Here is a 22,660-nt window from a genome sequence, read left to right on the forward strand (position 1 = left end):
TATGTCGGCTTCTAAGTTCAGTTCAATCACTTTACTGGTTACTCATTATAACCGCAGCCAGTCGCTTGAGCGCTTATTAAAGGCATTTGAAGCGCAGCATATCAGTTTTGGCGATATTGTGGTATCTGATGATGGTAGTAAGCCGGAACACCTTGATTACCTTAAATCAATTACCGATAAATACCATTTCCGCCTGATAACCACCCCTAAAAACGCCGGACTCGGTAATAACATTAATAAGGGGCAGGATGCCATAAACACACCTTATACCTTATATGTTCAAGAAGATTTTGATCCATTCCCCGGTTATAAAACGCATTTAGAAAATGCCTTAGCCATTATGGAGGAGCGAAAAGATGTTGATATAGTAAGGTTTTATGCCTATTTTAAATATCCTTATCTTAAACCGTATAAAAACGGCTTTTCTGAAATGATATTTAAGATATGGTATCCGGGGTACCGCAAGTTTCATGTTTACAGCGATCACCCTCACTTACGCAGGAGTAGCTTTTTAGAAAAATTCGGGCGGTATCCTGAAGGGATAAAAGGCGATAAAACGGAGTTCACCATGGCTATGTCCTTTAATAAAAACAAAGGGAAGGCGATGATCTATGATGATCCCAAAGGTTTATTTGATCAGCTTAACTCTGAAGATGAACCCAGCACCATGACACGCAGCGATGTGCGGCAAAGTGATAACTTTGCGATAAGTTTTGTAAGGGCGATATATAGAAATGTGAAACACACATTTGATTACCTTACTTTTAAAACCGGTAAATGAAAAGGAAAACAGCCATTAAAAGTATTGTAGCCATAGTAACGCTGGGTGGTGCATCAGGCGCTTTATATAACTTTTTAACCCCAGGCAAAGCTATACCGCTAAGTGATCTGTCTAAAAAGAAACCTTTAATTGCTGAACTTGCCGAAACGATAATTCCGCGTACGCATACACCGGGAGCAAAAGATGCGCATGTTGAAGACTACATCATAAAAATGATCGCGGAAAATACCGACCCAAAAATGCAGCGGTCGTTTTTAGCAGGCTTGTATGCAGTTGACCATTATGCTATGGATGAGTATAAAAAGCTATTTACCAACTGCGCAAGCGATGAAAAAAATAAAATTTTAAAGCATTTTGAGGATAAGGCAACCTATCCGTTTGATTTATTGAACCGCGCTAACCGTAAGTTTTTGGGCGCGCCTTTCTTCTTTCATCTGCGCGACCTTACCGTTGAAGGGTATTGCACATCTTTAGCCGGTGCTACGCAGGGCATGGCTTATGATTATATACCCGTTACTTTTGAAGCCTGCATTCCGTTACAAAAAAACCAGCTGGCCTGGTCAACTAAATAATTTAAAAAATGGCTTCGGCAGATAATAGTTTTGATGCAATAGTGGTAGGGTCGGGTATAAGCGGCGGTTGGGCGGCTATGGAGCTATGTAAAAAAGGTTTAAAAACCTTACTGCTGGAGCGCGGCCGCAATGTGGAACATTTAATGGATTATCCCACCGCAAACTTAAATCCGTGGGATTTTGAGTACCGTTTGAACAACACGCCGCAATTTAAAGCCGACAGCCCCATACAATCTACCGGAACTTATGCCGGCAACGCGCTTTTTTATGTAAACGATAAAGATCATCCTTACATACAGGAAAAACCATTTTTATGGTATCGCGGCTACCAGGTTGGCGGTCGGTCTTTAACCTGGGGCAGGCAATGCTACCGTTTAAGCGACCTGGATTTTGAGGCTAACTTAAAGGAGGGGATAGGCGTTGATTGGCCCATCAGGTATAAAGACATTGCGCCGTGGTATAGTTATGCAGAAAAGCACATTGGTGTAAGCGGCAATAAAGAGAACCTGCATCAACTGCCCGATGGCGAATTTTTGCCACCGATGGAGCTAAACTGTATAGAACATCATCTGAATGATTCTATCCGCAAAAAAAACTCTGATCGTTTGCTTACAATTGCACGCATAGCTAATTTAACCAAAGGTTGGGACAGCAGGGGGCCGTGCATGAACCGTAACTTGTGTTCGCGCGGATGCCCGTTTGGCGGCTATTTTAGCAGCAATAGCTCAACAATTCCGGCGGCTATGCAAACAGGAAACCTTACGCTAAGGCCATTCTCTATAGTTGCCGAGGTTTTGTATGACGAGCATAAACAGCGAGCTAAAGGTGTACGTGTTATTGATACAGAGACAAAAGAGAGCTTTGAGTATCACGCCAAAGTGGTTTTTCTGAACGCCTCAACCATTGCTACTGCAGGTATTTTACTCAACTCAAAATCAAACAGGTTCCCCAACGGCATGGGTAACGATAGCGGCGAACTGGGACATAATCTGATGGATCATCATTCATCAGCCGGAGCTTCAGGTAAGCACCATAGCTATAAAGACATGTATTATAAGGGTCGCAGGCCCTGTGGCTTTTTGATACCACGTTACCGTAATCTTAAAGGCGATGAGGGCCTGGGATATACACGCGGCTTTAATATACAAGGGCACGGCGAGCGTTCTGAATGGCCGGACATGAAGAACTTCGGAAGTTTTGGCGCTGATTTTAAGCAACAGATAACCACACCCGGCCCCTGGACAGTTTGGATGGCAGGCTGGGGCGAATGTTTGCCCTATCATGATAATAAAATATCGCTTAACGCGACTGAGAAAGATAAATGGGGCTTGCCACTCATCAATGTTGATTTTTCTTTTAAAGACAATGAAGACAAAATGATGGCAGACATCCGCAGCTCATGCGGCGAAATGTTGGAAGAGGCCGGTTTTACTGATATTGAAACCTTTAACTACAGAAAGCCCGGCGGCGCAACCGTGCACGAAATGGGTACAGCCCGCATGGGCCACGATCCAAAAACCTCTGTATTGAACGGCAATAACCAGGTACACGCAGTTAAAAATCTTTTCGTTACCGATGGCAGCTGCATGACATCTTCCGCCAGCCAAAACCCATCATTAACCTATATGGCACTTACCGCGCGCGCCTGTGATTTTGCAGTGAATGAATTGAAGAAGGGGAATATTTAAATCGCTAACGCCATTTATACTTGCTGTCATTGCGAGGTACGAAGCAATCGCGGACTTGCATGCCGCTTTTCTCTGTGCGATTGCTTCGTACCTCGCAATGACAATTCGCCAGAATGACAGATTGGGTTATTTCCTTCTTTCTGTCTGATTTATAGCTTTATAGATCTCTTTAACATTATTCTCCCACGTATGTGTAGTGGCAAAACCAATGCGTTGCTGCTGTTTTTCTGCGCTATCTTCTGTTAGTGCTTTTTCAATCAGCGTAACATAATCTTCTTTAGTAGCGCCTAAATAGGTATGCTCTTCAAATACGCTCATGGCCTCGGTGCGGGTAGCTACAGTGGGTTTCCCCATAGCCAGGTATTCGTCAATTTTGCGGGGATAGTTGCCGATTGTAACCTGATTGACAGATTGCGGATTAAGGCAAACATCAAATGAATTAATATAGGATGGCAGGGTAGAAGGATCTTTACCACCTAAAAAGTGGATATTCTTTATCTGATGCAGGTTGCTCGCTCTAAATACTTCATCCTCCGGGCCGACAAGTACAATGCTCCACTCAGGCTTGGTTTTAGCAATGTGTTCTAACAATTCTATATCCAGCCGTATACTTTGCAGAGCGCCTACATAACCAATAACAGGTTTTTTTATAGGCTCCACATCGGCTGGTATCGGCAGTTCCTGTTGGTTGGTAAACATCTCCAGATCACAACCTTGCCCAACGTAATGCGAATTGGGATTATATTTTTTGCAGTATGCCGCCAGATAGGTAGAATTAGCAACGCACAGATCGCTTTTTTTGATCAAGGCCGGTTCCATGGTCTTGCCGTGCACTTTCCAATAGTCAACGGATAGCAGGTAATCGCGCGAGTAAAAAATGCTTAATGCCGGTTTCAGCATCTCTTTTAAATAGAAGCTCTTAAAAAGGTCATCATCATTAAACAATATATAATTGTTAAAACCCAACCTTTTGGCCGCTTTATCAATTGAGCGCGCAAAACGCCTGTTGTTTATTCTGTTTAAAAAAGTGTAGATGAAATTATGGGGCATCCAGTTAATAGATTCAATGATCTCATCCGGATAAAGATTCCAAAGATTTTCCTTCAGTTCTACCAGGCCATCCATACGGCCATTAACTACCTCTACGCGCTTTTGTATTTTAGGGTCGTCGGCATTTTTAATTTTGTTCCTTCGGTCAAGGGCAGAGTTTACATATAACACGCGGTTATGCCTGCTAAATTCAAGCGCCAGGTTTTTGCAGTTGCTGCCAATTTCAACGTCCCAGGGTTGTTGACCAACTACAATAATATCTCTCCCTTTAAGTATATCGTTTACCATATTGCTTAGGTTAGGGTCAATCGTTTATTAAGTTCTGCCAGTTGGGCCTGTTTTTGCTTATCTAAACGGTACAGAACAGTAAGCAGCGCCACATCCAACGAAAAATACACATTTGACGGGAACTGCACCAACGCCTCCTGCGGAAAGTTAGCTATGTTATACGCAAAAACTATTAAAAGTACGGCCATAGTATACATTTTCAATTCCGGGTCTTTTATACGGTAATAGTTATTAATACCCGTTCGCAAAATGGTAAACATCAGCGTACAAAAAATTATCAGACCTATGGGGCCCAACTCCACTGCTACACGTATATACCCGCTGTCCGGCTGAAAATTAGACACTACAGATCCGTCGCCGAACCGCTTGCCCCAGCCACCCGTGGCACCTAACCCAAAGCCTATGGGGTGTTTGTAGATGTAGGGTTTAATACGCTCCTGGTTAAATTTCCGGAGTTTATAGGAGGGGTCTTCGTTAGGGCGGAATGCCGTTTGAAAACGCTGTATATTGGGATTACCGGAGGGTACATTAATAAGTATCAGGAGGCCCACTGCGCCAATACAGCTAAATATCAACACTTTCCTGTTATAATTTATAATGGCGAAAAGAAAAACCGCCACCGGTACCAATACGTTGGCAGCCCGTGTGCCCGAAAACAGCATGGAAACCAAAAAAGTGGCTGCAAAAATGCCCAGAACTATTTTCTTCCACATAGGAAGTTTCCCTGCAATTAGCGCTATGCAAAAAATAGCCGCCATGTTAATGTTATAAGCAAATGCTACGGGGTCAGAAAATATTGAGAACTTACGCCAATGCCCGCCTATAAATAAAAGACCGGTTATCTCCGGGTCAGAGTGCAGCCAGGTTTCCTCGGCGGCAGAAAAGCCTATAAACTCTTGCTTAAAGGCATATAACGCAGCTAAAAAGCTCATACCCAGCCACATTTTAAATATCAGCCTTACAAATTTTATGGAGCGGATATTATATAAAAATACGAAGTAACTGAGTAATACAATGGCAACAGTACGCACCGTATACACCCAGGCTAATCTTGATACGGCACTGGGGTTAGCTATCTGCAATAAATTGTAACCTATCCAAACCAATATCATGGTTGATACCGGGCCCTTAAGCAATTCCCAATCATTGTGGCGGCGCAAGCTTACCAGCGTGCCCAACATTAGCGCTGCCTGCAGTAAATCAGCTACAACGCCCATGGGGCCGGGTATGCCTAATCTGCCCAATAAAAAAAGTCCATAAGCCAGCACAAGCAGCACCACCATACCAAATTGCGGATAGCCAACTACCGCGCAAAGGGCAGGTAACCCCACTACGGCTACAACAACCAAACCACCAAAAACAAAACCGAATTTTGCAGTACCTACGGCTACTATAACAGCTAATAAAACCAACAAGCCAATACCTACAGGGTTATTCAATTTCTCAACTAAGGCGAAGTTTTTAAATCGTTGGACCCAATTAGGCTGCCGTTTTTTTAACTGCAGTATGGTTTGCGGGGTTGTTGGCTCTATCCTCATTACAAAAACAAAATTTTTATAATGAAAAAATAGGTACTTAAAAAAGCTACCACTAAAGCTACAATGCGGGTTATCTTATCTTTTTTTTTCTGATACTCCGCCTTTAGCTCCTTACCGCGTACTATTTGCTCCTCCGGATTAACTCTCATTGTCTTTCACTATTTGGTCAACGGTGGTGGTGTATGTATGTTTTGTGGCAACAGAGCGTTTATTGGCAGTACGGGCTTTAAGTAAAGACAGCACCTGGAAGAACATAAATTTAGGAATGTTGATCAGCGAACGGTAGATCCTGGCGTCGGTTTCTGAGCGGGCCAGTGCGATGTAAAAACCCGCGATAAATACCACGAATGCTATTGTCCAGATAAACGCGCCGGTTATGCTGATAAATATATTGGCGAACAAAAATAACAGCGAAAGCAGCAGGAAAATAAACAGGGGAGGCCTGAGCAAGATCAAACCAAATAAAAATTGATTCCAGCTTGGGGTGGTTATTCCTTTAAAAAGTAAAACGAAGCCAAATTTAAAATACTTAAACCACGTGTTTATCCAACGTGAACGTTGGTTAACTAACTGATCTGAATGAGTAGTTTTCTCATCATAAACTTTTGCGCGGTCGGTAAAAGCTATCCTGATGTTGCGCCCAACAATTTGTGATTGCAGTACCTTGTCAAAGCCTGCACCCTGAACGTCAAGATGTTCCAGGCACTCGCGATACAGTGATGTTGTAAACGCCATGCCCGAGCCTGCAAGTGTAGCAGATGAACCTACTTTAAATAATAGTTTACCATCATAAAAATGGTAATAAATATCGCGGGCGGCATCTAAACAGGCGTAAGTAGTATTGAGGTTTTTCGCTTCGCGGATGCCCTGAACGGCTAAGTAACCTTTGTAAAAATATCTGTCCAGCTCAATTAAATAATCCGGATGTACCAGGTTATCACTATCAATTATAGTAAGGCGCTCATGCTCGCGCTTAAAGTTGTTAATGGCGTAAAAATGCGAGCGGGTATTGCTGGCAAGTGTTTCAGGGGGCCTGAGTACAATAACTCTGTCGTCGCTAAAATTTAGCGAGCTTATATCGCATTTATCAGCAACTATATAGATCAAATAATTGCTGTGCTTTAATTTCAAAAGCGACTCAACAACGGCGGGTATATTAGTAACCTGCTCATACGCAGTTACAATAATGGCGTAATCGCCTTCTACCGACGCCAGTACCGGTGTATTGTTCTTACGGAAAAACGACAGGATGTAAATGAATGCTGGCAATACCAGGTTATAGCCTATTAAAACCTGAATAAATATCCAAATAAAGCCAACAATTGCCATTTCAGAGGTTTTTTGCTATTCGCTTATTAACTGATCGTTATCCACCAGGTTTATTACCCAGCCGATAAACTTGTCGTTCTGATTTTTCAGGTATTCCACATGATGTTTTCCGGCGTCGCTTATGTTTTTATTCGCCTCAAAAACCGTTATAATTTTTTCACCAAACAAACTCAGTTCTTTTGAACGGTTCAGTGCATCAAGCGCCGGTGCTTCAATTATAATAACATCAAATATCACCTTTAACGACTGTAGCACTTCTTTAATGCGTTGCTCGCTACTTATCTCAAGTATAGAAGTATCGCCGCCTTTATTACCTACAAAGCTTATTTTCTGATTAGCCTGTACGGTAAGGATCTCGCTGTAATTATTAAGTATATCCTCGAGATATAATTTTGGTTTAACAGATTGCGTAATTACAGGGTTATCAAAATTAGCGTCTATCACCAGCACCTTTTGATTGATCTGTCCATAGGCATAGGCTAAATTAAGCGCGAAAAATGTTTTTCCTTCGCCGGAGGACAAGCTGTTGATCAGTAATATATTACATTCTTTCAATTCGTTACTTATCTCAAAGCGTGTAGCCCTCATCAGGTTTTTAAACTCTCTCAGATCCTTACCGCCTTGATTGCTTTCCCAAATGTTACGCAGGTCTATCGTAGCATCAGATAATTTATTCAAATTGCCCAGCACAGGTGCTTTGGTACGGTTAGCAAGCTCAACAGCATTTTTTATACTGTTATCTAAAAAGAAGAGAATAAACAACACCGCGATACAGGCAATAAAACTGGCTACGCCTGCCAATATTACCAGCAGCATTTTCTTCGATGGCTGCGCTTGCCCCGGTTCGGCAATTTCCAATAAACGCAACTTGGTGCTAAAGCTCGACTCTAAACTCGCCTGGTTATATTTTTGCAATATCTCCATGTATTCCTGGCTGGCAATATCCACAGCCCGCTCTAACGATTGTGTTGCAGCTTCATGCGGAACCAACTCATCAAATTTGTTATTAAGCCTCGTTATCTCTTTGTTTATAGCGCCTTTACTATTTACAGCCAGGTCATTTTGTATTTGCAGGCTTAAGCGCTGGTCAACAAGGTCCTGTTTGGTAGCCAGCGGATTGACGATATATTTATCAGAAAGCGACCCTAAACGATTAGATACTACATTTTTAAGCGAATCTACCGACCGACGGTAACGTGGGTTAAAACCACTTTGTACGTAGGCATCATTAGCGGCATGCAATTGCGACTGTGCCGATATCAGATCCTGTGTAACGTCTAACTTATTACTTTCGCTGTACCTGCGCGATCCCGGTTTAAACTGCCTGTCAATGCTGTCTATGGCGGCCGCGGTTGAGCGGGATACTTTATCTACTTCCTCGCGCCGTGTTTCAAAATCGGCCATCTGCCCGTATAAACTTTTGGCTTTTTCGTTTAGATTTAAAACGTGATTGCGGGTTTTGTAATCTTTTAAAGCCATCATTTTGGCTTCAAGCGTATCGCGTTTAACCTGTAGTAAATTGAATAGAAAATCGACAGATTTTTGCTGATTATTTTTAACTAATTCGCCGTAATAACCTATAAATTCATTACAAAGTGTATTTACCACAACAGCAGAAAGCTCGGGGTTCTCCGAGTCAAATAGCACACTGATATAGTCGCTGTTTTGAAGGCGGTAGGCTTGCAACTTATCAAGTAATGATTTATCATCATACTTCATTGATTCAAGCAACTTATTCATCCCATTCTGATCAGGATTAAACAAAGAAAGGGCCTGCCTCTTTTTATACATTGCAGTATAACCATCAATTGCGTGTTGCCGCGCACTGGCATTTAAAGTAAGCACCAGTTTACTTGGTGGGCGAAAGGGTTTATCGCTGGTTAGATCATGGATCATCAGCTTGTAGGACACCTGCTCCAATATACGCTTTGAGCGGATCATCTCCACCAGGTTAGAAAATTCCTGGTTTATTTCTGATTCCTGAAAACCCACAATATCTCCAATACCGCGTTGGGTTTGGTCAACAATGCCGGTGGCTATCTTAGCCTCCGATGAATATGAATCTCCCTGGTTGCGAACTAAAAAATAGGTGATGATAACCGCAATCAACGGAATGATCACAATTGTATACTTGTGTCTTTTTAAAACCCGTAAAAAGCTTTTCAGATCCATTTACTTTATAACGTTTTCCAGTTTGGTACCAATCAATTCCTCAACTCCGGCTTTGGCAATAAACACATTGGCCTCTGCCTGTACTTTTGTTTGCTGATGCTCAGTAAGCTGTATCAAAACCTTGCTATAGCTGTCAAAAGTTTCTTCCCCTTTTTCAAACTTAATCTTAAAATCTTTTAACTGGGTCTCAGCATCGTCAGCAGAGCGTATCTGCAGTTTCAATTCGGCCACGCGCTGTACATACATAAAGTAGCGCCGTTTAACTTCATAGCTAAGCGTATTAATATACTCCTCCTGTTCGCTTTGTTGTACCATAACCTCGCGCTTGGCTTGCTTAACGGCCGATGGTTTTGATAATAAACTTCCAAAGTTTAAAAACACACCTGCCTGCGCTCCTTTAAAATAGGTACTTGTAGGATTAACAGGATTTATAGTAGGATCATTAGGTTGATAAACATATGATACAGTTAAGGCATCAAACCACGATGCTTTAACTTTTGATACGTTGGCTTCGGCTACGCTAACCCTGTTTTTAAAATAACCAATACGGGGATAATTTTTAATGGCTGTATCTATCAATCGCTGAATATTAGCATCAGAAAGTTCAGGAATAATGGTTGTCTGAGCAGCAGTAGCCTGGCCAAAACCGGTTTTGTAAATACAACAAGTTAATAAAAGCGATAGTATAAGTTTTATCCGGATAGTCATCAATAAATGCATTTAGCTTTTATGGTCACAATATAACGATCTATAAACGTTTTTTTTGGGTAAGGAGTTTCAATTATGCAGTAAAGCTACTTTTTTTCTTCAATTTTTGTATTAGCCCGTGCTGTAAAAACTGTGTTTTACGGCTATTTAAACTTTGCTGCTACCGCCAGCTCTTTGTTTTTTAATGTATGATCATAAAAACCGCTGCCGGATTTTACGCCTAAATGCCCGGCAGCAACCATGTCAACCAAAAGAGGGCAGGGGGCGTATTTTGAATTATCAAATCCGGCGTATAAAACATTCATTATGGCCAGGCAAACATCAAGTCCAATAAAATCAGCCAATTGGAGCGGCCCCATTGGATGAGACATGCCTAATTTCATCACGGTATCAATTTCTGCTACGCCTGATACCCCTTCAGCTAAAGCATAAATTGCTTCATTTATCATAGGCATTAATATCCGGTTGGCAACAAAACCAGGCGCATCATTAACCTCTACCGGGCTTTTGTCCAATTGCCGCGCTGTTTCCATAATTTTTGCCGTAACCGCATCTGATGTTTCCTTGCCGCGAATCACTTCTACAAGTTTCATCAGGGGTACAGGATTCATAAAATGCATTCCCACAATATTTTGCGGCTCTTTACTTACAGCTGCAATTTCAGTAATTGATATGGAAGATGTATTGGAAGCCAATATGGTTCCATCGCTGCAAATGCTGCTTAACTGTTTAAATATATCCAGTTTTATGGTTTTATTTTCTGTGGCGGCTTCAACAACCAATTCGGTTTCGGGCGGGATATCTGTCAGTAACGCAGATATTTTTATATGGCTTAAGGCAGTCTGTTTATCGTTTTCTGTTATTACACCTTTGCTTATCTGCTTATCCATATTGCGCGCTATGTTTTGCAGGGCTTTTTCAAGCGCGGCATTATCAACATCAATAAGCATAACGTTAAAGCCATACAAAGCAAAAGTATGCGCTATACCGTTGCCCATTGTACCCGAACCTATAACAGCTACATTCTTCATTAAAAACCGGTTTTCCTAAATTACAATACTTTGCGATGCTACGCTTTGTTTGTTTAAAGTTAAAAGTTTTGGAATAGAAACGGTTGGCTCTCCCTTAGTGTGCGCTTTTATAACATTTTCTGAATACTCATCGCTATCGCCGTTAAATATAATAGCCCTTATGGGGATATTTCTGTTATACAAAGCCTCTAACGAAAGTAATGTGTGATTGATGCTGCCCAAATAATGCTGTATAACCAGCACTACTTCGGCATCAAGCCTTTTAATCAGATCTATCATCAGATCTTTATTATTTAAAGGAACCATCAGCCCGCCGGCACCTTCTATAATTAAAGTATTGTTTGTTTGCGGTAGTTTAAATTTATCCAATTCTATCTCAACACCATCTAAAGCGGCAGATTTATGCGGCGAAAAAGGCTGAGTTAAACGGTAGGCTTCCGTATGAAATACTGTTTTATCATTAGCAACCAGGCTTTTTACCTTCATCGTGTCGCTGTTATCCAGGTCTCCGGACTGTACCGGTTTCCAATAGTCAGCCTTTAATGATTCGGTCAGGATGGCTGCAACCACTGTTTTACCAATACCGGTACCAATGCCGGTTATAAATAATGGTTTCTCCTTCATATTGAGGGGTTTATTATTTCCGTAAGTTGCTTTACTTGAACGTCGGTATTAAAGGCGTGCAAACAAATACGCAACCGCTCGCTGCCCTCGGCCACGGTAGGGCTTAGTATAGCGCGCACATCAAACCCTTTGTTTTGCAATGCGGTAGCCATTGTAGTGGCTTTTAACGCGCTTGTTAACACAACGCATTGGATTGGGCTATTGCTTGGCGGCATTATTTGTAGTGCTTCAGGCGAGGATAAGGCTTTAAACAAAGCGATATTATGCTTTAATTGATCGACCATATCATCAGAACTATTTAGAAGATCCAACCCCGTCTTTATAGCCGCTACCTGATGAAATGGTGCCGCGGTGGTATAAATAAACGACCGTGCAAAGTTTATCAGGTAGTTTCTTAATAAACTGCTGCCAACAATGGCAGCACCATGGCCGCCCAGTGCCTTACCAAAGGTTATAAGGCGTGCAAATACACGGTGTTGCAAACCCAACTCGCTTACCAGCCCTCTTTTGTATAAACCGAAGGCATGAGCCTCGTCTACTATTAAATGAGCTTTGTATTTCTCTGTCATTTCAACAATGTCTATCAGGGGCGGACTGTCGCCATCCATAGAATAAACACTCTCAATCACAACATAGCAAACACCCTTCGCATTTTTCAGTTTGGCTTCAAGGCTATCTACATCATTATGTTTAAAGCTGAAACGGTTGGCATAACTTAACCTGGCACCATCAATTGCCGACGCGTGAATTAGTTCATCACAAATAATGGTGTCGCCGCGCTGGGGTAAAGAGGAGAGGAGGCCAACATTGGCATCGTAACCGGAATTAAATAAGAGCGATGCTTCACTATCAAACCATTGTGCAATTTGCTGCTCAACGGCTTCGGTATACTTTAAGTTACCGGATATTAACCTTGATCCGGTTGCACCATTTAGCGCATGGTTTGCGCTGCATTCGCTCGCTACTGCCTTTTTAAGTTCTGCCGAACGGGCAAAACCCAGATAGTCGTTTGAACAAAAGTCAATAAGATTGCCTTCGGGTTTTAGGGCTCTAAGGTTTCCGGCTTCACGGCGTTCTGCTAATCTGTTTGCTATAAAATTCTCTGCTGCTTTCAAGCCGGTAAATTTCAGCTAAAGTAAAAAAAAAGCCCTCCGGTTTATCCGGAAGGCTTTTAAAAATTCTATCAGTAATTAGCGAGGGCCACCGCCGCCTGGGCCGCGTGCAGCACGCTCATCCGCCATTTTCTGAAAAGCAGTTGCCTGCTCAGGTGTTAAAACAGCTTTAATTTTTGCGTTATAAGCCGCAGTTAAAGGTGCTCTTTTCTCTCTCATAGAAGCCATGTCGCCATTGGCAGCAGTTCTTAAGCTATCCATGCTTTTAGTTTGAGCCTGATAAATCACAAGTAACTTTGCTGATTGCGCATCTGTAATGCCTGTAAGTTGAGTTTTCAATTGTGTAACTTGCTCCTCAGGACTTCTCTGTGGTCTGCCACCTTGTGCGAAGCTAACAGCGCTTACGCCTAATACAAAGGCGCATACTAGCATTATTTTTTTCATGTTTTTTATAGTTTAATTACTGATAATTAACGTGGGCCACCGCCGCCAGGTCCTCTTTGAGGAAGTTTATCAAAAGCAGCTTGTTGTTCAGCAGTTAAAATCGCTTTAATTTTAGCGTTATTGGCTTCTCTCATTTTGGTAAAATTGGCTCTCATAGCGTCCATATCACCACCACCACCTTGCATAGTTTTCATCAAACTATCCTGAGTTTTGGCTTGAGCTTCATAAACTAATTTTAGCTTTGCAGACTGAGCATCAGTAATGCCGGCAATCTGAGTTTTTAATTGTGTAAGGCGCTCTTCAGGAGTTCTTTGCGGAGGACCTTGAGCAAAACTTGCTGCGCTTACGCCTAATGCTAAGGCGCATACTAATAATACTTTTTTCATTTTAATAGATTTATTATTGATTTTTAATTATTGCTGGAATTGTTTCATTCTTTCAGCACGCTCATCCAATTGTTTTTGAAACGCGGTAGCTTGCTCAGGAGTTAATAAAGCTTTGATTTTTGCGTTATAACCATTCTGTATAGGCTGCATTTTAGGGAACAGCGCCATCATATCGCCACCTTCATTAGCTTTTCTTAAGCTATCCATGCTTTTAGCCTGAGCCTGGTAAATAACCATCAGTTTTGCTGATTGAGCATCTGTGATACCGGCAATTTGTGTTTTAAAACGCTCCAATTGTTGTTCTGGGGTTTGGTTCATTCTGCCGCCGCCTTGCGCAAAACTAACCGCGCTAACGCCTAATACAAAGGCGCATACTAACATTATTTTCTTCATCTTTTTATTTTATTAATTGGTTTATAAATTAATTACCACCGCCTTGTTGCATTTGCTTAAAGCGTTCATTCATAGCGTCAACTTGTTTCTGAAAAACCGGAGCTTGTTCTGGTGTTAAAATTGCCTTGATCTTCGTATTGGTGGTCTCCATCATTTTTGTAAATTTTGGAAACATGGATTGCATATCACCACCATTTTGCCCGGCACTCATTAAACTATCCAGGCTCTTGCCTTGCGCCTCATATATTACTTTGGCTTTCGCAACTTGCGCATCAGTTAGTGATAATGATGTTTTTAATTGAGCAACTCTTTCTTCGGGAGAAGGGGGACCTTGTGCAAAACCCATCGCGCTTAAACCTAATATAAACGCGCCTACTAATAATATTTTTTTCATTTACTATTTATTGGTTTATATTAACGAGGGCCACCGCCATTCATCATCTGTTTCATACGTTCCGCCTGAGCATCAACTTGCTTTTGAAACGCCGGCTGTTGTTCTGCAGTTAGGATGGCTTTGATCTGAGCATTTGTTTTGTCTCTCATCTTTGTAAAGTTAGCCATGCCAGCCTGCATATCGCCACCGCCGTTTTGCATAGCAGACATCAAACTATCGCGGCTTTTGCCGGCAGCCTCATAAACCACTTTAAGTTTAGCGGCCTGAGCATCGGTAATTCCAGCAACTTGTGTTTTTAATTGATCTACTTGTTCTGCAGGCGTTCTTTGTTGAAAACCTTGCGCAAAACCCGCCGCGCTAACGCCTAACGCTAAGGCGCATACTAATAATACTTTTTTCATTTTTTTTTTCGGTTTATTATGTAATTGTAAAATAAAGATAGCGTGTATTTATGTTACAAACAACATGTAACTAAAAAGTTGCCGCACAAGTGTTATTTGTACAATTATTAAATTCCATGTAATGTCTATGTAAATAGTAGATTTTTTTCTTGCTTTTTACAACAATCGCCGTAACTTTATTTTGATATTTATAAACACATCCAAATACATCACATCATGAGTTTAAGATTAGGCGATAAAGCCCCAAATTTTCAGGCACAAACCTCGTTAGGAGAGATAGATTTTTACGAATACCTTGGCGATAGCTGGGGTGTATTGTTTTCGCACCCGGGAGATTACACCCCGGTTTGCACTACAGAATTAGGTGCTACCGCTGCACTAAAAGATGAGTTTGCCAAACGTAACGTTAAAGTTTTAGCGCTAAGCGTTGACTCTGTAGAGTCTCATACCGGCTGGATAAACGATATTAACGAAACACAAGGCGTTGAGGTTGAATTTCCGATAATTGCTGACCAGGATCGCAAAATCTCAGAAGCTTACGATATGATCCATCCCAATGCTTCGGTAAATGCAACCGTTCGTTCGCTGTTCATTATCGGTCCGGATAAGGCTGTAAAATTGATCATTACTTATCCGGCATCAACCGGACGTAATTTCCAGGAGATACTGCGCGTTATAGATTCATTGCAGTTAACCGCTTATCATAGCGTTGCTACACCGGCCAACTGGAAAGATGGCGAGGATGTTGTTGTGGTACCTGCTATTAAAACAGAAGACATTCCGGCTAAGTTTCCTAAGGGCTTCCGCGAGGTTAAACCTTATCTGCGCATGACCCCACAACCTAATAAATAAATTATTTGCTTAAATAATTATTTTATTATATTTGAAAAAAGAGGGTATAGTTATTCCACTGATTATTAATGCCATTTGTAATTCAGTTAGGGTTAGTTATATTTACTAAGAGTTAATTTTTTTTAATACGATAACTTAATTATGAAAACTGGAAAAGTAAAATGGTTTAACACTCAGAAAGGTTACGGCTTTATTATTACTGAAGACGGTAAAGACCTTTTTGTGCACTTTAAAGATGTACAAGGCGGCGTAAATGCTATCAAAGATAACGACAGCGTTGAATACGATGTGGAAGAAGGAAGAAAAGGACTGCAGGCAATAAACGTAAAAAAAGTTTAATTTACTGTTGCTTATAAAAAAACCTCTGTTAACGCAGAGGTTTTTTTTTGTCCTTTAAGTTTAAACCGTTTACAAATTCTATTACTTTAGCACAGCTAATTATCGCAATTATATATGACCACTACCACAGCGGCACAATCTAACAGTAACGTTATTTTTTTAGTAATTGTAGCTGCCTTAGGCTACTTTGTTGATATATACGACCTGCTAATTTTTTCAATAGTAAGGGTAGAGAGCCTTAAAGGCATCGGCATTACCAACCCGGATGAAATTACATCAAGCGGAACCTTTATTATTAACGTGCAAATGTTTGGCTTGTTACTGGGGGGTATAATATGGGGCGTAGTGGGCGATAAACTGGGCCGTATTAAAGTGCTTTTCGGCTCCATACTCTTATATTCCATAGCCAACTTTGCCAATGGTTTTGTGCAGGATGTTAACACTTACGCGGCCATTCGCTTTTTTGGAGGCATTGGCCTGGCCGGCGAGCTGGGTGCGGGTATAACATTAGTAAGCGAGACCATGAGCAAAGAGAAACGCGGTTACGGCACCATGATAGTTGCAGTTGTAGGTCTTTTCGGTGCTGTACTGGCCAATATAGTAGCTAAACATTTCGGCTGGCAAAAGGCCTATTTTGTTGGGGGAGGGTTGGGCATTTGCTTATTGCTATTGAGAGCAGGCACCTTTGAGTCGGGTATGTTTAAACAAGCCGAGAAAAGCAGCGCTTCAAGGGGCGATTTTCTGAGTCTTTTTACCAACAGAAAGCGCTTTCTTAAATATTTGTATTGTATACTGTTAGGTGCCCCCTTGTGGTTTGTTGTAGGCGTACTGGTAACACAGGCGCAGGAGTTTGGCATAGCACTAAAAGCTACCGAAGTACTTAAAGCAGGTGATGGCATTTTATATACTTATATAGGCATATCCGTTGGCGACCTGGCTGCAGGTTTATTAGCGCAGGCCACCCGCTCAAGGCGGCTTACCATGCTGGTGTTTTTATTAATATCAATTGTTAGTGTGGTTGTGTACTTAACCTCTATTGGTTTAGACAGCAATAAGTTTTTGTGGATCTGCTTCTTTATGGGTTGTACGGTTGGTTATTGGGCCACCTTTGTTACCATTGCTTCAGAGCAATTTGGCACCAACTTGCGGGCCACTGTTACCACTACTGTGCCTAATTTTGTACGTGGCGCCCTTATCCCGATCAACTGGGCCTTTTTATTCTTTAAAGGTCAATACGGAATGATAGGAGCGGGTTATATTATGATGGCAATACTTACCGTTATATCCCTGTTTTCATTAAGTCAGCTTAAAGAAACTTTTGGTAAGGACCTTAACTATATTGATGAACACATTTAGCCAGCTCAGCAGTATTCAGCAAAATTTTGCGTCTCTACTAAAATAACCGCATTTTTGCCCCAATGATTACCAAAGAACAGATAACGGCCGATTACCGGTCTATTCAGGATGAAATATGCCTGGCACTGGAAGGTTTAGATGGCAAAAGCAAATTTGCAGAGGAACTTTGGGAGCGCGATGGCGGCGGCGGCGGCCGTACGCGGGTTATCCAAAACGGCAATATTCTTGAAAAAGGCGGTGTAAACTTCTCCGCCGTTCACGGTATACTGCCTGATGTGATGAAGAAAGCGTTAAAGGTTGATAGCGATGATTTCTTCGCGACGGGCGTATCTATCGTTATTCATCCTAACCATCCGTTGGTACCCATTATCCACATGAACATACGGTACTTTGAAATGCCATCGACCATGGCAGGGGCAGAGCCTGTGCGTTGGTTTGGCGGCGGTATTGACCTTACGCCACACTATGTTTTTGAGGATGACGCGCGTTTTTTTCATCAATCGCTAAAATCGGTTTGTGATAGATTTAACGCGGACTTCTATACGCGATTTAAAACCTGGGCCGACGATTATTTCTACATAAAGCACCGGGAAGAAACACGCGGAATAGGCGGTATATTTTATGATAAGTTGGTAGATAATGAACATATACGCCTGGAAACGATCTTTGAATTTTCAAAAGCACTGGGCCGCACCTTTGCGCCAACCTATATCGAGTTAGTTAACCGCCACAGAAACGAAACTTTCACTGAGCAGCAGCAGTTGTGGCAATATCTTCGCCGCAGCCGGTATGCGGAGTTCAATTTGGTTTATGATTCGGGTACAAAATTCGGCCTGGAAACCAATGGCCGTATAGAATCAATTTTAATGAGCCTGCCACCTACGGCAAAATGGGTTTATAATTATCAGGCCGAGGCAGGGAGTGAAGAAGAGAAAACACTTTCGTTGTTAAAAAAGGGCATCAATTGGATATAATATGAAAAAGCTGGTATTTGCAATTGCCGCATTTCTTATCTTTTCATCGTTTGCGCAGCTATCATCGCTAAAAGGCAACTGGCAATATGCAGGCGGTATAAGCAACGGAAAAAAATACGCCGCTCCGGATGGGTTTACGCAGCAAAGAAAATACACTAAGGATAAGTTTGAAGCTTTTTTGCTGGAGAAAGGAGAGAAGCCGGTAAAATACGAGGCCGGTACTTATTCGCTTAAAAAAGATTCGTGTTTTGAAAAACAAACCTACAGTTTAGAGCCATCAACCCTAACAGGAAAAACCATTAATTACCATTACAATATAAAAAACGACACGCTTTTTTTAAAGGGTAAATTACCCAACGGAATTGAAGTGGTAGACTATTGGAAAAAAGTAAAATAGATTAGATAAACGCCCGTTTATACACCTAATTTGTTACTATTTTGAATGAGATAAACCAACTATTTTCTTAACTTCGCAGGTCGTATGAAAAACCGTGCTACGCACCCTAAATTTATAGAAGAAACTTTCTAAGAAAACAAAATGGCTGAAGGAACAGAGAACGATAATAATCAAGAAGATAAAATAATTTCGATAAATATTGATGAAGAAATGCGATCGGCTTACATTGATTATTCAATGTCGGTTATCGTATCAAGGGCTTTGCCTGATGTGCGCGACGGTTTAAAACCGGTACACAGGCGTGTGCTTTTTGGCATGCTTGATCTGGGCCTGAATAGCAATAAACCATACAAAAAATCTGCCCGTATTGTGGGTGAGGTAATGGGTAAGTACCACCCGCACGGCGACTCGTCTGTTTATGATACCATGGTGCGTATGGCACAGGATTTTAGCCTCCGTTACCCGCTTGTTGAAGGCCAGGGTAACTACGGCACTATTGACGGTGACAACCCGGCAGCTATGCGTTATACCGAGGCCAGGTTAGAGAAGATGGCAGAGGAGATGATAGCCGACATCAATAAAGACACCATTGATTTTCAGCTTAACTTTGATGATTCGTTAGAAGAGCCTACTGTTTTACCTGCAAAATTTCCAAACCTGCTGGTTAACGGTGCGTCAGGTATTGCTGTTGGTATGGCCACTAATATGGCGCCACACAACTTGTCAGAAATTATTGATGCTACCATAGCGTTGATTGACAACCGCAATATAGAAATAAGCGAACTGCTGCAATATGTAAAAGGTCCGGATTTCCCAACCGGCGCTATAATTTATGGTACAGAAGGCCCGCGTGAAGCTTTAGAAACCGGTCGTGGCCGTGTTGTAATACGTGCACGTGCAGAAATTGAAACTTACGGCGGCGGCGACCGTGAGCGCATTATTGTTAGCGAAATACCTTACCAGGTAAACAAGGCTAACATGATTGAGCGCACAGCCGACCTGGTGAACGAAAAGAAACTGGAAGGTATATCAGCTATTCGTGACGAGTCAAACCGCGAAGGTATCCGCATAGTTTATGAGATCCGCCGCGATGCCAACGCAGCCATCGTATTAAACAACCTGTTTAAATACACAGCCTTACAAACATCATTCAGCGTAAACAACATAGCGCTGGTTCATGGCCGGCCTATGCTGCTTAATTTGAAGGATCTGATCCATCATTTTGTTGAGCACAGGCACGAGGTGGTTGTACGTCGTACTAAATTTGAGCTGGCCGAAGCAGAGAAACGTGCGCATATATTAGAAGGTTTATTGATCGCTCTGGATCACCTGGATGAGGTTATTAGACTGATCCGCGCATCGCAAACGCCTGATGAGGCCCGCGAAGGTTTGATAAACCAGTTTGGCCTTTCTGATCTGCAGGCCCGTGCCATATTGGATATGACGCTGCGCAGGTTAACCGGACTTGAGCGTGATAAGATTAAAGATGAATACGAGGGCTTAATGAAACTGATCGCCCACCTGAATACGATACTTAACGATGAAGGCCTGCGTATGCAGATCATCAAAGATGAGTTATTAGAGATCAGGGAAAAATATGGCGATGACCGTAAAACCGAAATAGTTCATTCATCAGCCGAAATGCAGTCTGAAGACTTTATTGAGGATGAGGATGTAGTTATCACCATATCGCACGAAGGTTACATAAAACGCACACCGTTAACAGAGTACCGCAGGCAGGGCAGGGGTGGTAAAGGATCATTAGGCAGTAACAGCCGTGATGAGGATTTTATTGAACACCTGTTAATAGCGTCAAACCATAACTATATGCTGTTCTTTACAGAACAGGGTCAATGTTTCTGGTTACGCGTGTTTGAAATACCTGAAGGATCGCGCACATCAAAAGGCCGCGCTATTCAGAACATTATTAATATTCCTAAAGAGCAGAAGATAAAGGCTTACATAAAAGTGGTGAATTTGAAGGATAAAGATTATCTGGAAAACAATTTCATTATTATGTGTACCCGTAAAGGTGTTATCAAAAAAACATCGTTAGAAGCTTACTCGCGCCCAAGGGCTAACGGAATAAACGCTATAAATGTTAATGATGGCGACTCATTATTAGAAGCAAACTTAACAAGCGGTACCAGCGAGATTGTTATGGCACTTAAGTCGGGCCGTGCAATACGTTTTAATGAGTCGACCGTAAGGCCGATGGGACGTACCGCTACCGGTGTTAGAGGTATCACATTGGATAGCGATAACGACGAGGTTGTAGGCATGATCAGTATTGATAATCCGGAAACAACCGTGCTGGTGGTATCAGAGAAAGGCTACGGTAAACGTACCGATATTGACGACTACCGTGTTACCAACCGTGGTGGCAAAGGCGTTAAAACGCTTAACGTTACCGATAAAACCGGCGAATTGGTTGCTATTAAAGGTGTTACCGATAAGGAAGACCTGATGATCATCAACAAATCGGGCATAATTATACGTATTGCCGTGAGCGAATTGCGCACAATGGGCCGTGCAACACAAGGAGTAAGGCTGATAACATTGAAGGGTGATGATGAGATAGCTTCGGTTGCGAAAATAGAACACGACGACGAAGAAGATGCAGAAAATACAGCTGAGGGCGGTGATGTTGAAAATAATGGCGGTGAAGAATCTGCTGAAAACAACGACAGTCCCGGCGAAGTAACGGAATAATAGAAATGAGGGTTCGTAAAATCATTTTTTCGGTTTTACTGATAGCGTTTATCACACCTGCAGCCTTTTGCCAGTCAGAAGTGTTGAAAGGTGTGGTAAACAGCCTTGCCCGTTACAAAGAGCATAAAGAACTTAAATATCTCGCCGCTGCAAAAAAATCTATCGACAGCCTTTTTGTAGTTAACAGCGACTCGACCAATTTTGAAAAAAACGTATACCTTACTGTTGTAAACAGCTCGGTTTTATATGTTGATTCGCTTAATTCACTCAATCAGCCGATAAATCTTTTAGCTAAAACATCCCGGCTGATGGATAAATTAAAAGACAATCCTAAAAAAGGCAGATTTGAAAAAGATCTTTCTTTTGCGGCTACCTGCCTGGCCAATGTATATATGCGTAACGGCTTTAACTATCTGGTTAGGTCTGATATTATTAACGCCCAACGACAGTTTTTAACGGCAAAAAAGTTTGCTCCTGCCTTTAAGCAGATCGACGCTTACCTGGCCTATGTAAACGCGAGTTTAGGCAACTTACCCGCCGCCGCGAGTTTTTACGACAGCCTGGCTGACGATATAACTGCCGATCATGTAGAAGCGGCCTCGGCAGTTTATAAAGCAGTAGGTGATACGGCAAAAGCTATAAAATTACTGGAGCGTTTCAGAAAAAAATCGCCCGAAAATAATTTTATCCTGCTTGATGCGGCCAACATTTACAACAATAAACAGAATTATACCTCGTTAAAGCCATTATTACCGGGTTTACTTGATATTAATCAAAATAACCCTGATATTGTATTTGTTGCCGCTAACTGCTACGACAGGTTGGGAGAGTATGAAAATGCAGAAAAATTGTATCTTAAGGCCGTTGAATTGAATGGTGCCGCATACGACCCGACTTTTAACCTTGGTCTGCTCTATTTAAAAAAGAGCGCGCAAAAAGAGGGGAGTGCGGCCGAAAACTTGTCTTATGCTACAGCATGGCTTGAAAAAGCTACAGAAATTGCACCTAATAACATAAATTGTTTAGAAGTGCTGCGCTTATTATACAGCCAAACCAAAAACAAAACCCAATTAGATAAAGTAAATAATAAATTAAAACAGTTAACAAATTAGTAACTAA

Annotated in this window: 24 protein-coding genes; 10 read left to right on the forward strand and 14 right to left on the reverse strand. The window is 41.8% G+C overall.

Going from position 1 to position 22,660, the window contains the following annotated elements; translation table 11 throughout:
- The first annotated feature begins 1 nt into the window (after position 1).
- From ACFQZS_RS04760 to ACFQZS_RS04770, 3 genes are read left to right on the forward strand one after another with little or no spacing between them, the layout of a single operon-like run.
- Positions 2-781, forward strand: coding sequence for a glycosyltransferase (locus ACFQZS_RS04760; RefSeq protein WP_377097803.1), 780 nt, complete (start codon positions 2-4; stop codon positions 779-781).
- Positions 778-1,353: a gluconate 2-dehydrogenase subunit 3 family protein gene (locus tag ACFQZS_RS04765; protein ID WP_377097805.1), complete on the forward strand. Its 576-nt coding sequence runs from the start codon at positions 778-780 to the stop codon at positions 1,351-1,353. The genes ACFQZS_RS04760 and ACFQZS_RS04765 overlap by 4 nt, the downstream gene beginning before the upstream one ends.
- An 8-nt stretch (positions 1,354-1,361) precedes the next feature.
- Positions 1,362-3,041, forward strand: a complete 1,680-nt coding sequence (locus tag ACFQZS_RS04770; protein WP_377097807.1) for a GMC oxidoreductase — start codon at positions 1,362-1,364, stop codon at positions 3,039-3,041.
- A 126-nt stretch (positions 3,042-3,167) separates the two neighbouring features.
- Here the strand turns inward: ACFQZS_RS04770 and ACFQZS_RS04775 are convergent, their stop codons facing one another.
- The 14 genes from ACFQZS_RS04775 to ACFQZS_RS04840 all read right to left on the reverse strand — a co-directional run bounded on the left by ACFQZS_RS04775 (position 3,168) and on the right by ACFQZS_RS04840 (position 14,911).
- Positions 3,168-4,379: a glycosyltransferase gene (locus ACFQZS_RS04775; protein WP_377097809.1), complete on the reverse strand. Its 1,212-nt coding sequence runs from the start codon at positions 4,377-4,379 to the stop codon at positions 3,168-3,170.
- Positions 4,380-4,384: 5 nt separating this feature from the next.
- Entirely contained in the window at positions 4,385-5,917 is a 1,533-nt protein-coding gene (locus ACFQZS_RS04780) for an O-antigen ligase family protein (RefSeq protein WP_377097811.1), read from the reverse strand.
- Positions 5,917-6,066 (reverse strand): hypothetical protein, encoded by a 150-nt coding sequence (locus ACFQZS_RS04785; protein ID WP_377097812.1) that lies wholly within the window; start codon positions 6,064-6,066, stop codon positions 5,917-5,919. Before ACFQZS_RS04785 ends, ACFQZS_RS04780 begins: the two co-directional genes overlap by 1 nt.
- Positions 6,056-7,246: a glycosyltransferase gene (locus ACFQZS_RS04790; RefSeq protein ID WP_377097814.1), complete on the reverse strand. Its 1,191-nt coding sequence runs from the start codon at positions 7,244-7,246 to the stop codon at positions 6,056-6,058. Before ACFQZS_RS04790 ends, ACFQZS_RS04785 begins: the two co-directional genes overlap by 11 nt.
- Positions 7,247-7,261: 15 nt before the next feature.
- On the reverse strand, positions 7,262-9,418 hold the full coding sequence (locus ACFQZS_RS04795; RefSeq protein WP_377097816.1) for a GumC family protein: 2,157 nt from the start codon (positions 9,416-9,418) through the stop codon (positions 7,262-7,264).
- Positions 9,419-10,126, reverse strand: coding sequence for a TolC family protein (locus ACFQZS_RS04800; protein ID WP_377097818.1), 708 nt, complete (start codon positions 10,124-10,126; stop codon positions 9,419-9,421).
- Positions 10,127-10,269: 143 nt separating this feature from the next.
- A complete protein-coding gene (locus ACFQZS_RS04805) occupies positions 10,270-11,157 on the reverse strand; it encodes a 3-hydroxyacyl-CoA dehydrogenase family protein (protein WP_377097820.1) in 888 nt (295 codons plus the stop codon).
- A gap of 15 nt (positions 11,158-11,172) precedes the next feature.
- Positions 11,173-11,781 (reverse strand): dethiobiotin synthase, encoded by a 609-nt coding sequence (bioD, locus tag ACFQZS_RS04810; RefSeq protein WP_377097822.1) that lies wholly within the window; start codon positions 11,779-11,781, stop codon positions 11,173-11,175.
- A complete protein-coding gene (locus ACFQZS_RS04815) occupies positions 11,778-12,896 on the reverse strand; it encodes an aminotransferase class I/II-fold pyridoxal phosphate-dependent enzyme (RefSeq protein WP_377097824.1) in 1,119 nt (372 codons plus the stop codon). The genes bioD and ACFQZS_RS04815 overlap by 4 nt, the downstream gene beginning before the upstream one ends.
- Positions 12,897-12,971: 75 nt before the next feature.
- The gene (locus ACFQZS_RS04820; protein ID WP_377097826.1) at positions 12,972-13,337 is read right to left on the reverse strand and encodes a hypothetical protein; all 366 of its coding nucleotides are present in this window, start codon (positions 13,335-13,337) and stop codon (positions 12,972-12,974) included.
- Positions 13,338-13,363: 26 nt separating this feature from the next.
- Complete coding sequence (locus tag ACFQZS_RS04825) at positions 13,364-13,723, reverse strand: hypothetical protein (RefSeq protein WP_377097827.1); 360 nt, start codon at positions 13,721-13,723, stop codon at positions 13,364-13,366.
- Positions 13,724-13,750: 27 nt separating this feature from the next.
- Positions 13,751-14,116: a hypothetical protein gene (locus ACFQZS_RS04830; protein ID WP_377097829.1), complete on the reverse strand. Its 366-nt coding sequence runs from the start codon at positions 14,114-14,116 to the stop codon at positions 13,751-13,753.
- A gap of 28 nt (positions 14,117-14,144) precedes the next feature.
- Positions 14,145-14,510 (reverse strand): hypothetical protein, encoded by a 366-nt coding sequence (locus ACFQZS_RS04835; protein ID WP_377097831.1) that lies wholly within the window; start codon positions 14,508-14,510, stop codon positions 14,145-14,147.
- 20 nt (positions 14,511-14,530) lie between these two features.
- Entirely contained in the window at positions 14,531-14,911 is a 381-nt protein-coding gene (locus ACFQZS_RS04840) for a hypothetical protein (RefSeq protein ID WP_377097833.1), read from the reverse strand.
- A gap of 216 nt (positions 14,912-15,127) precedes the next feature.
- On the opposite strand from ACFQZS_RS04840, the gene ACFQZS_RS04845 reads away from it, so the two are divergent.
- The 7 genes from ACFQZS_RS04845 to ACFQZS_RS04875 all read left to right on the forward strand — a co-directional run bounded on the left by ACFQZS_RS04845 (position 15,128) and on the right by ACFQZS_RS04875 (position 22,653).
- Entirely contained in the window at positions 15,128-15,763 is a 636-nt protein-coding gene (locus ACFQZS_RS04845; protein ID WP_377097834.1) for a peroxiredoxin, read from the forward strand.
- A gap of 141 nt (positions 15,764-15,904) precedes the next feature.
- Entirely contained in the window at positions 15,905-16,102 is a 198-nt protein-coding gene (locus ACFQZS_RS04850) for a cold-shock protein (protein WP_377097835.1), read from the forward strand.
- A gap of 114 nt (positions 16,103-16,216) precedes the next feature.
- A complete protein-coding gene (locus ACFQZS_RS04855; protein WP_377097837.1) occupies positions 16,217-17,458 on the forward strand; it encodes an MFS transporter in 1,242 nt (413 codons plus the stop codon).
- 62 nt (positions 17,459-17,520) lie between these two features.
- A complete protein-coding gene (gene hemF, locus ACFQZS_RS04860; protein WP_377097839.1) occupies positions 17,521-18,432 on the forward strand; it encodes an oxygen-dependent coproporphyrinogen oxidase in 912 nt (303 codons plus the stop codon).
- Position 18,433: 1 nt separating this feature from the next.
- Positions 18,434-18,829: a hypothetical protein gene (locus tag ACFQZS_RS04865; RefSeq protein WP_377097841.1), complete on the forward strand. Its 396-nt coding sequence runs from the start codon at positions 18,434-18,436 to the stop codon at positions 18,827-18,829.
- A gap of 141 nt (positions 18,830-18,970) precedes the next feature.
- Complete coding sequence (gyrA, locus tag ACFQZS_RS04870; protein WP_377097843.1) at positions 18,971-21,541, forward strand: DNA gyrase subunit A; 2,571 nt, start codon at positions 18,971-18,973, stop codon at positions 21,539-21,541.
- A 5-nt stretch (positions 21,542-21,546) separates the two neighbouring features.
- Positions 21,547-22,653: a tetratricopeptide repeat protein gene (locus tag ACFQZS_RS04875; RefSeq protein WP_377097845.1), complete on the forward strand. Its 1,107-nt coding sequence runs from the start codon at positions 21,547-21,549 to the stop codon at positions 22,651-22,653.
- Positions 22,654-22,660 lie beyond the last annotated feature (7 nt).

It is taken from the genome of Mucilaginibacter calamicampi (assembly GCF_042676765.1).
Taxonomy (GTDB): Bacteria; Bacteroidota; Bacteroidia; order Sphingobacteriales; family Sphingobacteriaceae; genus Mucilaginibacter; species Mucilaginibacter calamicampi.

What these genes read in the sequence shown, in the direction of transcription:
- ACFQZS_RS04760 (WP_377097803.1), top strand. Translation starts at nt 2, where the DNA reads ATGTCGGCTTCTAAGTTCAGTTCAATCACTTTACTGGTTACTCATTAT.
- ACFQZS_RS04765 (WP_377097805.1), top strand. Translation starts at nt 778, where the DNA reads ATGAAAAGGAAAACAGCCATTAAAAGTATTGTAGCCATAGTAACGCTG.
- ACFQZS_RS04770 (WP_377097807.1), top strand. Translation starts at nt 1,362, where the DNA reads ATGGCTTCGGCAGATAATAGTTTTGATGCAATAGTGGTAGGGTCGGGT.
- ACFQZS_RS04775 (WP_377097809.1), bottom strand. Translation starts at nt 4,379, where the DNA reads ATGGTAAACGATATACTTAAAGGGAGAGATATTATTGTAGTTGGTCAA.
- ACFQZS_RS04780 (WP_377097811.1), bottom strand. Translation starts at nt 5,917, where the DNA reads ATGAGGATAGAGCCAACAACCCCGCAAACCATACTGCAGTTAAAAAAA.
- ACFQZS_RS04785 (WP_377097812.1), bottom strand. Translation starts at nt 6,066, where the DNA reads ATGAGAGTTAATCCGGAGGAGCAAATAGTACGCGGTAAGGAGCTAAAG.
- ACFQZS_RS04790 (WP_377097814.1), bottom strand. Translation starts at nt 7,246, where the DNA reads ATGGCAATTGTTGGCTTTATTTGGATATTTATTCAGGTTTTAATAGGC.
- ACFQZS_RS04795 (WP_377097816.1), bottom strand. Translation starts at nt 9,418, where the DNA reads ATGGATCTGAAAAGCTTTTTACGGGTTTTAAAAAGACACAAGTATACA.
- ACFQZS_RS04800 (WP_377097818.1), bottom strand. Translation starts at nt 10,126, where the DNA reads ATGACTATCCGGATAAAACTTATACTATCGCTTTTATTAACTTGTTGT.
- ACFQZS_RS04805 (WP_377097820.1), bottom strand. Translation starts at nt 11,157, where the DNA reads ATGAAGAATGTAGCTGTTATAGGTTCGGGTACAATGGGCAACGGTATA.
- bioD (WP_377097822.1), bottom strand. Translation starts at nt 11,781, where the DNA reads ATGAAGGAGAAACCATTATTTATAACCGGCATTGGTACCGGTATTGGT.
- ACFQZS_RS04820 (WP_377097826.1), bottom strand. Translation starts at nt 13,337, where the DNA reads ATGAAAAAAATAATGCTAGTATGCGCCTTTGTATTAGGCGTAAGCGCT.
- ACFQZS_RS04825 (WP_377097827.1), bottom strand. Translation starts at nt 13,723, where the DNA reads ATGAAAAAAGTATTATTAGTATGCGCCTTAGCATTAGGCGTAAGCGCA.
- ACFQZS_RS04830 (WP_377097829.1), bottom strand. Translation starts at nt 14,116, where the DNA reads ATGAAGAAAATAATGTTAGTATGCGCCTTTGTATTAGGCGTTAGCGCG.
- ACFQZS_RS04835 (WP_377097831.1), bottom strand. Translation starts at nt 14,510, where the DNA reads ATGAAAAAAATATTATTAGTAGGCGCGTTTATATTAGGTTTAAGCGCG.
- ACFQZS_RS04840 (WP_377097833.1), bottom strand. Translation starts at nt 14,911, where the DNA reads ATGAAAAAAGTATTATTAGTATGCGCCTTAGCGTTAGGCGTTAGCGCG.
- ACFQZS_RS04845 (WP_377097834.1), top strand. Translation starts at nt 15,128, where the DNA reads ATGAGTTTAAGATTAGGCGATAAAGCCCCAAATTTTCAGGCACAAACC.
- ACFQZS_RS04850 (WP_377097835.1), top strand. Translation starts at nt 15,905, where the DNA reads ATGAAAACTGGAAAAGTAAAATGGTTTAACACTCAGAAAGGTTACGGC.
- ACFQZS_RS04855 (WP_377097837.1), top strand. Translation starts at nt 16,217, where the DNA reads ATGACCACTACCACAGCGGCACAATCTAACAGTAACGTTATTTTTTTA.
- hemF (WP_377097839.1), top strand. Translation starts at nt 17,521, where the DNA reads ATGATTACCAAAGAACAGATAACGGCCGATTACCGGTCTATTCAGGAT.
- ACFQZS_RS04865 (WP_377097841.1), top strand. Translation starts at nt 18,434, where the DNA reads ATGAAAAAGCTGGTATTTGCAATTGCCGCATTTCTTATCTTTTCATCG.
- gyrA (WP_377097843.1), top strand. Translation starts at nt 18,971, where the DNA reads ATGGCTGAAGGAACAGAGAACGATAATAATCAAGAAGATAAAATAATT.
- ACFQZS_RS04875 (WP_377097845.1), top strand. Translation starts at nt 21,547, where the DNA reads ATGAGGGTTCGTAAAATCATTTTTTCGGTTTTACTGATAGCGTTTATC.